Origin of the sequence: Faecousia sp. (assembly GCF_048519415.1) — a bacterium.
Lineage (GTDB): Bacteria > Bacillota > Clostridia > Oscillospirales > Oscillospiraceae > JAZOXB01.
Map to the genome: position 1 here is coordinate 1 of NZ_DBFZUT010000016.1, position 12,363 is coordinate 12,363.

The following is a 12,363-nucleotide window of genomic DNA, read 5'->3' on the forward strand; positions in this document are numbered from 1 at the left end:
GGCGCTCAGCGGGTCTTTCGCCCCAACTTATCGGTTTGAAAATCTTGAAATATTGCGCAGCCGTTGGCGGCTTTGCCGCCTTACGGATGCGGCATGCCCCTTGTGGGTACACAAAGTATTCCTGCAATTTCCAAACCTCAATTTGGAACAAAATCCCTCGCTGACCGCTCTTGCAATTTAATCAGAGGTTCCCTAGCGTTAAAACGGTAACGGCCCCCGAATTGTCATTCCGAGGAGCGAAGCGACGTGGGAATCTCGTGCAGGCAGTTACGATTTCGCCGGGGTCTCCCTGTTATTCAACCGGGTACTGCGAGATTGCACCCCAAGGGCACTTCCTCGCGCTGCGCGCTCAGGGCGCCACGTCGGCCTTTGGCCTCCTCGCAATGACAAACTTGGGGGGCTTACGCCATAGAATCCATGCCACTGATATTGCAAGTCCGCAAGGCGCTCCCTGAGCGCCGCTACAGACGCAATTGGTGCTCACCATTTTATCGGCAGCCTGTGCCGACCGACAGCAGTGCGCCGGGAGCGGCATGCCGCTCCCCTACAACGCACTGCCGATCCCCGTCTCTTGCAATTTTACGATCAAAACAGCCGTGCTGCGGTTTCTCCCGCAGCACGGCTGTTTGCAACATCTTATTTCACATCGGCATTGATGCCGTGCTCGTCAAAGGCGCGCAGCAGCAGGTCCATATCGGACGGGATGGAGATCGGCTCGCCGCAGGCCTTGATGGCATTGGCGACGTCCTTCAGGCCGTTGCCGGTCACGACGGACACGACCGTCGCGTCCTTCGGCAGGACGCCCTGCTCGCACAGCTTTTTCACACCGGCCGTGCCGGTCACACCGGCGGGCTCGCCGAACACGCCGCAGGTGCGGCCGAGCAGCTTCTGCGCCGCCATGATCTCGGCATCGGAGACGTTCACGACCAGACCGTTCGACTCGCGGATGGCCATGAGCGCCTTGTCCGCATTGCGCGGCACGCCGACGGCGATGGAGTCGGCCAGCGTGTTCTCCTCCATGGGTTCCCACGGGCGATTTTCCGCAATGGCGCGGTTGATGGGGCAGCAGCCCTCGGCCTGCGCGGAGATGAGGCGCGGCAGACGGTCGATGAGGCCGACGGCATGAAGGTCCTTCAGGCCCTTCCAAAGACCGGCGATCGTGCAGCCGTCGCCGACGGAAATGGCGATGAAGTCCGGCATCTGCCAGTCGAGCTGCTCGGCGATCTCATAGGCGACCGTCTTCTTGCCCTCGGAGAGGTAGGGATTGATGGCTGCATTGCGGTTGTACCAGCCCCAGCGGTCAATGGCCTGCTTCGACAGCTCGAACGTGTCCTCATAGCTGCCCTGCACGGAGATGACGGTCGCGCCGAACGTCATGAGCTGGGCGACCTTGCCCTTCGGCGCGCGGGACGGGACGAAAATAAACGTCTGGAGCCCGGCGGCCGCAGCGTTGCCCGCGAGGGACGAGGCAGCGTTGCCCGTGGACGAGCAGGCGATGACATGCGCGCCTGCCTCCTGCGCCTTGGCGACGGCCATGGCGGAGGCGCGGTCCTTCAGCGAGGCTGTGGGGTTCTGGCCGTCGTCCTTGACCCAGAGCTTCGCAATGCCGAGTTCCTTTGCAAGGCGGTCGGCCTCATACAGCGGCGACCAGCCGACGCGCAGCGGGGGCGCGGGCGTCTCCGGCTCGACGGGCAGCAGCTCACGGTAGCGCCACATGGAGCGCTCCGTGCGGTTCTTCAGCGTCTCGCGGGTCAGGACGGTCCTGATCCGGTCATAGTCATAGATGATGTCGAGGATGCCGCCGCATTCGCAGTTCGTCAGATTCGGAACGGCGGGATATTCCCGGCCGCAGCGCACGCAGCGGCCGCATTTTACATGGTTCATCGCTTCGGTTCCTTTCTCCGGGCTTTCCGGTCGTGTTTTTCCAGAGCTCGTTTCATCCGCGCACGGCGGCGCTCGTCCCGGCGGCGCTGCCGGGGGTACCATTCATAGAACTGCTCGTCGCCGACAAGGGCGTGCAGCCGATCCAGCTCCCGGCGGCGCAGGATCGCAGCCAGCAGGACGGTCAGCAGCACAAAGTAAAGCGCCAGCGCCGGCAGAAAGAGCGCGCCGAGCTTTTTGGCGTTCAGAAAGATCGCCGCGGCGATCAGAACATTGCCGATGGACGCCGCTAGGATCAGCGCGACCTGCACGGCCGGGATGAGCGGCGCGAGCGCATCGCGCAGACAGTTCCGGAATGGTTTCATGGGGCCTCCGTGGGTGAAAAACCGTGCCGGAGCGGGATGACCCACCCCGGCACGGGCTGATTGTCAAAATTCTAAGATTCTAAGGCAGCACTGCATAATTCAGCAAGAGCATTCGTCGAGAGATTTTTTGTCGAGACAAGGTTTGAAAAGTGCAGATGTACTTTGTGTACCCGCAAGGGGCATGCCGCATCCGTAAGGCGGCAAAGCCGCCAACGGCTGCGCAATACCTCAAACTTTTCGAACCGATGGATCGGCGAAAAATATCCGGCGAAGGCCGAAGCTGCAATTGTGCGGGGTTGCCCTAATTACAGAGTCTTGAGGATGCCGACCTCGTCGTTGAAGGCGTCGATGAGCGCATCGAGGTCCTTCGCCTGTGCATGGACGGCGTCCCAGGTGCCCTTCGTGTCGTACCACTGGGCGTTGAGGTCCTCAACGTTCATGCCCTGCTGCTCGACCCAGGTGTAATACTTCAGGTTGTGCACGCGCTTGCGCTCCGTGTAGGTCAGCTCGAGCATGCTGTCGGTCTTCAGGCCGAGCATATGCAGCGCATGGTCCTTCTCGGCCTCGAAGGCGGAGTAGGCGCCGTGCTGGGCATTGAGCTCTTCCACGCGGGACTTGTACATGACGGCGGAGTCCGTCAGAACGGTGACGACGACGTCGTCCTCGGTCAGCTCATAGTACTTGGCCATCTTGATGCAGCACAGCACGTTGGCGATGCCGGAGATGCCCATCCAGGTGAACTTCTCGATCTGCTCGTCCGTCATGCCAAGGGACTTCAGGTACTCCTGACCCTCCTTGCAGTTGAACAGTCGCAGCAGGCGCTGGGAGTCCTCGTCGTCGATGGCAATGGCCATGTCGGTGTTCTTCACGTTATGGACCCAGGGAATGTGCTTGTCGCCGATACCCTCGATGCGGTGGCCGCCGAAGCCGTTGTCCAGAATGGTCGGGCACTGCAGAGCCTCGCCGACGGCGAGCTTCATGCCGGGATAGCGCTCCTTCAGCAGGTCGCCGGAGGACATCGTGCCGGCGGAGCCGGAGGTGAAGCAGGCACCGGCCAGACGCTGGCCGGGCTTTTTCACGGCCTCGAACAGATCGGCCAGGGCGTAGCCCGTGACATTGTAGTGCCACAGCGGGTTGCCCATTTCGGCAAACTGGTTGAAGATCATCATGGACGGATCCTTCTTCAGCTCCCACGTCTTGTCGAAGATCTCCTTGACGTTGGACTCACAGCCCGGCGTGGCGATGATCTGACCGGCGATGGACTTCAGCCAGTCAAAGCGCTCCTTGGACATATCCTGCGGCAGGATGGCGACGGAGTCACAGGCCAGCAGCTTGGAGTTGAAGGCGCCGCCGCGGCAGTAGTTGCCGGTGGACGGCCACACGGCGTGATGATAGGTGGCGTCGAACTGACCGGTCACAAGGCGCGGAGCCAGGCAGCCGAACGAAGCGCCGACCTTATGGCAGCCCGTGGGGAACCACTTGCCGGACATGGCAAGGATGCGGCACGGCACGCCGGACAGGCTGGAGGGGATCTCCACATAATTCGGGGTGTGCTGATACAGACCGCCGAACTCCTTGGCCTCGTTGTGCCAGGAAATGCGGAACAGGTTGACGGGGTCGACGTCCCACAGGCCGGTATGGGTCAGCTTTTCCTTGATTTTCTCCGGGATGAGGTCCGGATTCTGCATCTGCGCGATGGTCGGGATGATGATGTGGTTTTCCTTGGCCTTCTCGATGTTGTGCTTCAGGCCTTCCTTGTTGATGCGAAGATCAATCATTGCTCTTTCCTCCAGTTTTTACGTCAAGATAAGAATATAGCGTGTATTTGGAAATGCCAAAATGTTTCGCGATCTTGTCGCCGGATTTTGTGACGAGCAGCGCGCCGTGCTCATTGAGGAAATGGATGGCGCGCACCTTGTCCTCCTTGCTCATCAGGGCGACCGGCTTGCCGATGAGGCGGTCGGACTGCTCGATGAGATCGTCGAGCAGGTCGTTGACATTGTGCGTGATGCGGGGCGTCTCCTCCCCGGCGGGGTGGGCGGACGTCAGCCCGGCGAGCGCCTGCTCGGCCATGGCCAGCGCGGAAATATCAAAGTTGATGCAGAAAATGGCGCACACGCGCCCGGATTCGTCGCGGATGTAGATAGACGACGATTTCAGCAGCTTGCCGTCCGGCGTGCGGGTGAGATAGCACAGCTGGTCCTCCGGCGCGCGGCCGTCCTTGCCGAGCTGCTCGAGCACGACCTGTGAGGGACCGTCGCCGAGCTTGCGGCCGGAGACATGGCCGTTTTCAATCGCCACGACGGAGTGTGATGTGCTGCGCTCCGAGATCTCGTGCACAACGACCTCGCAGTTGCTTCCAAACTGCGCCGCGAGGCCTCTCGCCATCTGGCGGAGCGTTTCCAGTTCATTCGGTTTCAGCAATCGCAGCGCCCCTTTCTTTTTTGGGGGAAAACTCTGAAGAAATCCTCTGCGGCAGATGCCGGATATTTTCTGCCAATTCATCGGTTTGGAAGGCTTGGAGTACACAAAGTACGCCTGCGCTTTCCAAACCTCGACTCGACAAAAAAACTCTCGCCATCTGCTCTTGCTGATTTCTTCCGAGCTTCCCTGTTGGGAAACTCGGAAGAAATCCCTCACGCATACTGCCCGCTGTCAGGCTTGTCATTGCGAGGCCCCGCAAGGGGCCGTGGCAATCTCGCGGGATCATTCCGGATTTTTGAGGATCCCCGGCGAATGCGAAATATGGTGCCTGAGAGCCCCACGCCGCTTCGCTCCTCGGAATGACGAACTTCCGGTTTTTGCCGGTCAGAGCGTCCCTATTTGGATTTTCCTGACCCTATGATACCATTATAGCCGGGAGAAATCAATTGTTTTTTCCAAAATTTTTTTGTTTTGAAAAAAATTTGTTTGACTTCTGTGCAGGATATGGTAAGATAGGAGCAGAGAACCGCAGACTGCCTGCATATCCGCACTGCGGTACGGAATGAATAGATAATGGAGGGTACCACGATGGATTTTGAAGCAATCAAACGTGCGGCCGAGGGCTATCGTGCCGACATGAGCCGTTTCCTGCGGGACATGATCGCCATCCCCAGTGAAAGCTGCGAAGAAAAGGGCGTCGTCATGCGCATCAAGCAGGAGCTGGAGAAGCTCGGCTATGACAGGGTCGAGATCGATCAGCTTGGCAACGTCATCGGCTGGATGGGCACGGGCGAGAAGATCATCGCCATCGATTCCCACATCGATACCGTCGGCATCGGCAACCGCGCCAACTGGACGAACGACCCCTACGAGGGCTATGAGACGGACGACATCATCTACGGACGCGGCGGCTCCGACCAGGAGGGCGGCATGGCCTCCGCTGCCTACGGCGCGAAGATCATGAAGGATCTTGGTCTCATCCCCGAGGGCTATAAGATCATGGTCGTCGGCTCCGTGCAGGAGGAGGACTGCGACGGCATGTGCTGGCAGTCCATCGTCAATGAATATTTCAACGGACCGGAGGATGCCCGCAGCAAGATCGAGTTCGTCATCTCCACCGAGCCGACGGACGGCGGCATCTATCGCGGCCACCGCGGCCGTATGGAGATCCGCGTCGACATGCACGGTGTCTCCTGCCATGGCTCCGCTCCGGAGCGCGGTGACAACGCCATCCACAAGATGGCCGAGGTCCTGCTGAACGTCCGCGACCTCAACGAGAACGACGCCGCCGATGACAAGGAGATCAAGGGCCTTGTCAAGATGCTCGACCCGAAGTACAACCCCGAGCATTGGGAAGACGCGCGCTTCCTCGGCCGCGGCACCTGCACGACGTCGCAGATCTTCTACACGTCCCCGTCCCGCTGCGCCGTTGCGGACTCCTGCTCCATCTCCATCGACCGCCGTATGACGGCAGGCGAGACCTACAAGTCCTGCCTGAAGGAGATCGAGGACCTGCCCGCCTGCAGAAAGTACGCCAAGGACGTCAAGGTCTCGATGTATATGTATGACCGTCCCGCATGGACCGGCCACGTCTATGAGACGGAGTGCTTCTTCCCGACGTGGATCAACAAGGAATCCGCCGCCCATGTGCAGGCCCTTGTCGACGCGCACCACGCTCTGTGGGGCGATAAGCGCCTCTGGGCCGACGAGACCGCGCGCTCCGAGCGCGAAGGCCGCCCGCTGACCGACAAGTGGACGTTCTCCACGAACGGCGTTTCCATCCAGGGCCGCTACGGCATCCCGTGCGTCGGCTTTGGGCCCGGCGCCGAGTCGCAGGCCCATGCGCCGAACGAGATCACCTGGAAGCAGGATCTCGTCGTCTGCGCCGCGCTCTACGCTGCCGTTCCCGGCCTGTACAAGCCCGAAAACAAGATCACCGAGGCCGAGTTCCGTCAGGAGCTGACCGGCAACGACATCAAGTAATTTTTCTGCTTACCCTAAATATAATAAAAAATAGGAGAACGATCATGAGTAAGACTGTTGAACTGGCAAGACACCTCGAAAAGCTCCATATCAATAACATGTATAAGACCGATTTCTACTGGACGTGGGACAAGACGGACGACGAGATCGACGCCGTCTTCACCGTGGCCGACGCTCTGCGCGACCTGCGCGAGCGCAACAAGTCCACGAAGGTCTTCAATTCCGGCCTCGGCATCTCCCTGTTCCGCGACAACTCCACCCGTACCCGCTTCTCGTTCGCCTCTGCGTGCAACCTGCTGGGTCTGGAGGAGCAGGTCCTCGATGAGAAGAAGTCCCAGATCGCCCACGGCGAGACCGTCCGCGAGACTGCGAACATGGTCTCCTTCATGGCCGACGTCATCGGCATCCGCGACGATATGTACATCCATCAGGGCCACGAGTACCAGAAGACGTTCATGGACGCTCTGGAAGAGGGCTATCGCGACGGCATTCTCGAGCAGCGTCCGACGCTCGTGAACCTGCAGTGCGACGTCGACCATCCGACGCAGTGCATGGCCGACATGCTGCATGTCATTCACTACTTCGGCGGCGTCGAGAACCTGAAGGGCAAGAAGGTCGCCATGACGTGGGCCTATTCCCCGTCCTACGGCAAGCCGCTGTCTGTTCCGCAGGGCGTCATCGGCCTGTTCACCCGCTTCGGCATGGATGTCACGCTGGCCCATCCGGAGGGCTACGACGTCTTCCCCGAGGTCGAGGAGATCGCCCGTAAGAACTGCGAGAAGTACGGCTCCAAGTTCCACAAGACGAACGACATGAAGGAAGCCTTCCGGGACGCCGACATCGTCTATCCGAAGTCCTGGGCTCCGTTCCAGGCTATGGAAAGACGCTCCGAGCTCTATGTCAAGGGCGACCAGAAGGGCATCGACGAGCTGGAGAAGGAGCTGCTGGCGCAGAACGCCGAGCACAAGGACTGGACCTGCAGCGAGGAGATGATGAAGCTCACGAAGGACGGCAAGGCGCTGTATCTGCACTGCCTGCCCGCCGACATCTCCGGCCTGAGCTGCCCGGAGGGCGAGGTCGACAACTCCGTGTTTGACCGCTATCTTGTGCCGCTGTACAAGCAGGCCTCCTTCAAGCCGTATATCATCGCCGCCATGATCTTCCTGGCGCAGGTCAAGGACCCCGTCAAGGCTCTCATGGAGCTCGACGCTGCCGACAACAAGCGCAAGATGTTCTGAGCCGCACAGCAGGAGGATAATTACCATGGGAAAACGCATCGTCATCGCGCTGGGCGGCAATGCGCTGGGCAGCACGCCCTATGAGCAGCTCGCCCTCGTTACGGAAACGGCAAAGCCAATCGTGGATCTCATCGAGCAGGGCAACGAGGTCGTCATTGCGCACGGCAACGGCCCGCAGGTCGGCATGATCAATCTGGGCATGGCCACGGCCGCCGAGGCCGGCGCCATCAAGTCCGATATGCCCTTCCCCGAGTGCGGCGCCATGAGCCAGGGCTACATCGGCTATCACCTGCAGAACGCCATCGGCAACGAGCTTGCCGCGCGCGGCCTGCAGAAGGACGTCGCCACCGTCGTCACGCAGGTGCTGGTGGATGAGAACGATCCCGCCTTCCAGAAGCCCACGAAGCCCGTCGGCGCGTTCTATGACAAGACCACGGCCGAGCGCATCGCCGCCGAAAAGGGCTACACCATGGTCGAGGACGCGGGCCGCGGCTACCGCCAGGTCGTTCCCTCACCGAAGCCCGTGGACGTCATCGAAAAGAACACCGTCCGCGCCCTGATCAACGGCGGCTGCGTCGTGATCACGGTCGGCGGCGGCGGCATCCCCGTTGTGCGCCGGGACGGCAAGCTCTACGGCACGCCCGCCGTCATCGATAAGGACTTTGCTTCCGCCAAGCTCGCAGAGCTCGTGCAGGCCGACGCCCTCGTCATCCTGACGGCGGTGGACCGCGTCTGCATCAACTGGGGCAAGCCGGACCAGAAGAGCCTTGCGGAAATGACCGTTGCGGAAGCGGAGCGCTACTGCGAGGAGGGCCATTTTGCCCCCGGCTCCATGCTGCCGAAGGTCAGGGCTGCCGTTTCGTTCGCCAAGACCGGCGGGCAGGCCATTATCGCCTCGCTCGCGCAGGCCGGAGCCGCCGTCCGCGGCGAGGCCGGTACGGTCGTCCATCTCTGATATCGTCTGTTCCCTTCCCGGGGAGCAAAGGGCCTGCTGCATGAACCCCGCAGCAGGCCCTTCTGCAATATGGGATAACACATATGCAGGGGAGCGGCACGCGGGAAATGAAACTGGAAAGTGGAAAATTTCACAAGGCCGCCGGTCATGCGCTGTAGGGGCCGGGCTGTCCCCTCCCGCCACCGCACCGGCGGGAAGTGCGGGCCAATGTTAAAAAGGCAATGGCCCCCCAAGTTTGTCATTGCGAGGAGGCCGGAGGCCGACGTGGCAATCTCGGGAAGGCACTTGCAGTTCGTACCGGCTGCCGTTAAAATGGCATGCACCGATTGCGTCTGTAGCGGCGCTCAGTGAGCGCCATGGGCAGTTGCAAGTTTCCAGGCACTCACGCCGACCGCACACACCTCCAAGTTTGTCATTGCGAGGCCCCAACGGGGCCGTGGCAATCTCCTGCAGCCGGTTGCGTCTTCGCCGATGCCTTTCCTGTGATCCAGCAAGATACTGCGAGATTGCCACGTCGGCCTCCTCGCAATGACAAATCGGGAGTATTTGCCATTTTAACGGCAGCTTGTTGATTGCGCCGGTGCAGCGCCGGGAGCGGCATGCCGCTCCCCTACAAGGCGGGTGCGGTCGACGATAGTGCCACCAAACCTGCAGCGGCGCTCCCTGAGCGCCGCTGCAGACGTAATCGGTTTGTATGTTTTTTTCGGCAGCCTGTGCGTATCGCCGGTGCAGCACCAGGCCCTGCGGCGAACCGGTTTTTCTTTCTTGCCTTTTTCGGCAAAATACGATATCATTAGCTTAGTAAACATTGCACAGGCGTTTCCAAAATACCGAAACAAGGAGCTGGCAACATGCTGGAACAGTCGATCCTGCAGAATTATCTTGATATCCTGCGCGAGGAGCTCGTCCCGGCGACCGGCTGCACGGAGCCGATCGCCATTGCCTACTGCGCCGCGACCCTTCGGGAGCTGCTGGGCGCATTGCCCGAGCGGGTGGACGCCGCCGTCAGCGGCAACATTCTGAAAAACGTCAAAAGCGTCGTCGTCCCAAACACCGGCGGGCGCAAGGGCATCGGCCCCGCCATTGCCGTCGGCCTCGTTGCGGGCGACGCGGCGCGTGACCTGCAGGTCATCTCCGCCGTGACGGAGAAGCAGCTTGCGGAGCTGGACGCTTACCTGCAGCGGGTGGAGATCGCCGTCTCCTGCAGCCATTCCCCCTGCCAGCTCGACATCGACCTGCGCGGCAGCTGCGGCAGTCACACGGCCCGCGTGCGCATCACGAACCATCACACAAATATCGTCTGCCTCGAGCGCGACGGCGAGGTGCTGCGCGAGCTGCCCGTTGTGGACTCCGCCGAGGAGCACCGCGCGGACAAGAGTCTGCTGAACGTGGCGGACATCCTGCGCTTTGCGGCCGAGGTGCCGCTCGAGGACCTGCTGCCCCTGCTGGAGCCGCAGGTCAGCTGCAACTCCGCCATTGCCGAGGAGGGCCTCCGCGGCGCATGGGGCGCGCAGATCGGGCGCATTTTACTGGAGGATTACGGGGATGATATCAAGCAGCGGGCCAAGGCCTATGCGGCCGCGGGCTCGGACGCCCGCATGAGCGGCTGCGAAATGCCCGTCGTCATCCTCTCCGGCTCCGGCAATCAGGGCATCACGGCCTGCATGCCCGTCGTGGCCTATGCCCGCCACATCGGCGCGACCCGCGAGCAGCTCTACCGCGCGCTGGCCGTTTCCGACCTTGTCACCGTTCACCAGAAGACCGGCATCGGCCGCCTCTCCGCCTACTGCGGGGCCATCTCCGCCGGGGTCGGCGCGGGCGCGGGCATCTGCTACCTGCTCGGCGGCGACTATGACGCCGTGGCGCACACGGTCGTCAACGCCGTGGCCATCCTCTCCGGCACCATCTGCGACGGCGCGAAGCCGTCCTGCGCGGCCAAGATCGCCGCTGCCGTGGATGCGGGCATCATGGGCTACCGCATGTATCTGCACCACCGCGAATTCCGCCACGGCGAGGGCATCGTCGGCAGCAATGTTGACGACACGATCGCCAAGGTCGGTGTGCTGGCGCAGCAGGGCATGCGGCAGACGGACCGCACGATCCTCGATATCATGCAGGATCGCTGCAGCTGAACGCCCGCGTTCCTTCAAAAATCGTTTTCCGGTCCGTCATAATTTGGACATATCGGGCGGATATACTACAAGCACAGCAAGGAGCTGAACACCATGGAGCATAACGAGCGCATCGACTCCGGTGCAGGCGAGCCGGTATTGGCCTGCAAACGAAGAAAGCACCTGCGGCTGGTGGCTCTCGCTGTATGCTGCGCCCTGCTCGGCGGAATCGCCGGAGGCGCGGCAACGGGACTGCTTCTGCAGGGCCGCGAGCGAGCGGCCATGCGGCCGGCCGGTCAGCAGACGGCCGTATCCGGGGGAGAAAGCACGGGCGCGGAGCCTTCCGCGGCGCGTGTGGCCTCGACTGCGGGAGAATTGACCCCGACGCAGCTCTATGAGCGCTATGCGCCCTGCGTCGTCGGTGTGCTGAACCTCAGCGCGGTCACGGACCTCTATGGAAAGGACACCATGCAGGCCAGCACCGGCTCGGGCGTTCTCCTCACGGGCGACGGCGAGATCCTGACGAATTACCACGTCGTCAAGGACTGCACGCAGCTCACCGTCACGCTGTATGACGGCACGGAGCACACGGCAAAGCTCCTCGGCTATGAGGAGGACAGCGACATCGCCCTGCTGAAGATCGACGGCAGCGGCTACCGCCACGCGCGCCTCGGAGATTCCGACCGGCTGCGCATCGGCACGGAGGTTGCTGCCATCGGCAACCCGCTCGGCGACCTGGACTACAGCCTGAACGTCGGCTATATCAGCGCGAAGGACCGCGACGTCGATCTGGACGGCCCATCCATCCGCATGATGCAGCTCGACGCCGCCATCAACCCCGGCAACTCCGGCGGTCCGCTGTTCGACCTGCGCGGCAATGTCGTCGGCGTGACGACGGCGAAATATTCCGGCGAGACCGTCACCGGCGCGACGATCGAGGGCATCGGCTTTGCCATCCCCATCAACGACGTCCGCGAGATCCTCTCGGAGCTGCGGGAATACGGCCGCGTGCCGAACCGCGCCCAGCTCGGCGTGATGGTCGGCACGGTCTATTCGACGAACACGGCCCGCAACGGCCGGGTGCAGGTGCGGGATGTCACAGAGGATTCTGCCGGCGCCCATGCGGGCCTGCGCGAGGGCGATTTTATCACTGCACTTGATGACTACACCGTGCGCACGCTTTCCGACCTCAGCGCGGCGCTGCGGCACTACCGCGGCGGCCAGCACGCGACGCTCACCATCGAGCGCTACGGCAAGACGTTCCGCCTGCCCATCGTGTTTGACAGCAAGGACGATGCGGTGCAGAACGAAGAGCCAACAACATCGGCCAATGCGCTGGAGCCGTCCGAGCAGGACAGTCCCCGGCCCTGATCCGATGTCTTCCATAGATCGCCCTCCCTCTCTTT

The 12,363-nt window shown here is 61.8% G+C and carries 11 protein-coding genes; 6 read left to right on the forward strand and 5 right to left on the reverse strand.

What is annotated here, in order from left to right:
* On the forward strand, nucleotides 1-181 hold a 181-nt coding region (locus ACMKFF_RS02090), incomplete at its 5' end, for a hypothetical protein (RefSeq protein ID WP_419495886.1).
* A gap of 455 nt (nucleotides 182-636) precedes the next feature.
* On the opposite strand, the gene ACMKFF_RS02095 is transcribed toward ACMKFF_RS02090, so the two are convergent.
* The 5 genes from ACMKFF_RS02095 to ACMKFF_RS02115 form a co-directional block, all read right to left on the reverse strand.
* Nucleotides 637-1,884, reverse strand: a complete 1,248-nt coding sequence (locus ACMKFF_RS02095; RefSeq protein ID WP_349135757.1) for a threonine synthase — start codon at nucleotides 1,882-1,884, stop codon at nucleotides 637-639.
* Nucleotides 1,881-2,246 (reverse strand): hypothetical protein, encoded by a 366-nt coding sequence (locus tag ACMKFF_RS02100; protein WP_419495887.1) that lies wholly within the window; start codon nucleotides 2,244-2,246, stop codon nucleotides 1,881-1,883. Before ACMKFF_RS02100 ends, ACMKFF_RS02095 begins: the two co-directional genes overlap by 4 nt.
* Nucleotides 2,247-2,551: 305 nt before the next feature.
* On the reverse strand, nucleotides 2,552-4,024 hold the full coding sequence (locus tag ACMKFF_RS02105; RefSeq protein WP_417323830.1) for a pyridoxal-5-phosphate-dependent protein subunit beta: 1,473 nt from the start codon (nucleotides 4,022-4,024) through the stop codon (nucleotides 2,552-2,554).
* Nucleotides 4,017-4,670 (reverse strand): helix-turn-helix transcriptional regulator, encoded by a 654-nt coding sequence (locus tag ACMKFF_RS02110; protein WP_349135761.1) that lies wholly within the window; start codon nucleotides 4,668-4,670, stop codon nucleotides 4,017-4,019. The genes ACMKFF_RS02105 and ACMKFF_RS02110 overlap by 8 nt, the downstream gene beginning before the upstream one ends.
* Nucleotides 4,654-4,914, reverse strand: coding sequence for a hypothetical protein (locus tag ACMKFF_RS02115; protein ID WP_419495888.1), 261 nt, complete (start codon nucleotides 4,912-4,914; stop codon nucleotides 4,654-4,656). Before ACMKFF_RS02115 ends, ACMKFF_RS02110 begins: the two co-directional genes overlap by 17 nt.
* A 344-nt stretch (nucleotides 4,915-5,258) precedes the next feature.
* Between ACMKFF_RS02115 and ACMKFF_RS02120 the strand changes: the two genes are divergently transcribed.
* The 5 genes from ACMKFF_RS02120 (at nucleotide 5,259) to ACMKFF_RS02140 (ending at nucleotide 12,328) form a co-directional block, all read left to right on the forward strand.
* Nucleotides 5,259-6,653 (forward strand): YgeY family selenium metabolism-linked hydrolase, encoded by a 1,395-nt coding sequence (locus tag ACMKFF_RS02120; protein ID WP_419495889.1) that lies wholly within the window; start codon nucleotides 5,259-5,261, stop codon nucleotides 6,651-6,653.
* Nucleotides 6,654-6,697: 44 nt separating this feature from the next.
* Nucleotides 6,698-7,891 carry a knotted carbamoyltransferase YgeW gene (ygeW, locus tag ACMKFF_RS02125; RefSeq protein ID WP_349135764.1) on the forward strand — a complete coding sequence of 398 codons (1,194 nt, stop codon included), beginning with the start codon at nucleotides 6,698-6,700 and terminating at the stop codon, nucleotides 7,889-7,891.
* Between the two features lie 25 nt (nucleotides 7,892-7,916).
* A complete protein-coding gene (arcC, locus tag ACMKFF_RS02130; protein ID WP_419495890.1) occupies nucleotides 7,917-8,846 on the forward strand; it encodes a carbamate kinase in 930 nt (309 codons plus the stop codon).
* Nucleotides 8,847-9,697: 851 nt separating this feature from the next.
* Entirely contained in the window at nucleotides 9,698-10,978 is a 1,281-nt protein-coding gene (locus ACMKFF_RS02135; RefSeq protein ID WP_418467979.1) for a serine dehydratase subunit alpha family protein, read from the forward strand.
* 93 nt (nucleotides 10,979-11,071) lie between these two features.
* Nucleotides 11,072-12,328, forward strand: a complete 1,257-nt coding sequence (locus tag ACMKFF_RS02140; RefSeq protein ID WP_419495891.1) for a S1C family serine protease — start codon at nucleotides 11,072-11,074, stop codon at nucleotides 12,326-12,328.
* Nucleotides 12,329-12,363 lie beyond the last annotated feature (35 nt).

Bases quoted from the DNA above. Each gene is read 5' to 3' on its own strand.
- ACMKFF_RS02135 (WP_418467979.1), top strand. From the start codon at position 9,698: ATGCTGGAACAGTCGATCCTGCAGAATTATCTTGATATCCTGCGCGAG.
- ACMKFF_RS02120 (WP_419495889.1), top strand. From the start codon at position 5,259: ATGGATTTTGAAGCAATCAAACGTGCGGCCGAGGGCTATCGTGCCGAC.
- arcC (WP_419495890.1), top strand. From the start codon at position 7,917: ATGGGAAAACGCATCGTCATCGCGCTGGGCGGCAATGCGCTGGGCAGC.
- ACMKFF_RS02140 (WP_419495891.1), top strand. From the start codon at position 11,072: ATGGAGCATAACGAGCGCATCGACTCCGGTGCAGGCGAGCCGGTATTG.
- ACMKFF_RS02115 (WP_419495888.1), bottom strand. From the start codon at position 4,914: ATGACAAGCCTGACAGCGGGCAGTATGCGTGAGGGATTTCTTCCGAGT.
- ACMKFF_RS02095 (WP_349135757.1), bottom strand. From the start codon at position 1,884: ATGAACCATGTAAAATGCGGCCGCTGCGTGCGCTGCGGCCGGGAATAT.
- ygeW (WP_349135764.1), top strand. From the start codon at position 6,698: ATGAGTAAGACTGTTGAACTGGCAAGACACCTCGAAAAGCTCCATATC.
- ACMKFF_RS02100 (WP_419495887.1), bottom strand. From the start codon at position 2,246: ATGAAACCATTCCGGAACTGTCTGCGCGATGCGCTCGCGCCGCTCATC.
- ACMKFF_RS02105 (WP_417323830.1), bottom strand. From the start codon at position 4,024: ATGATTGATCTTCGCATCAACAAGGAAGGCCTGAAGCACAACATCGAG.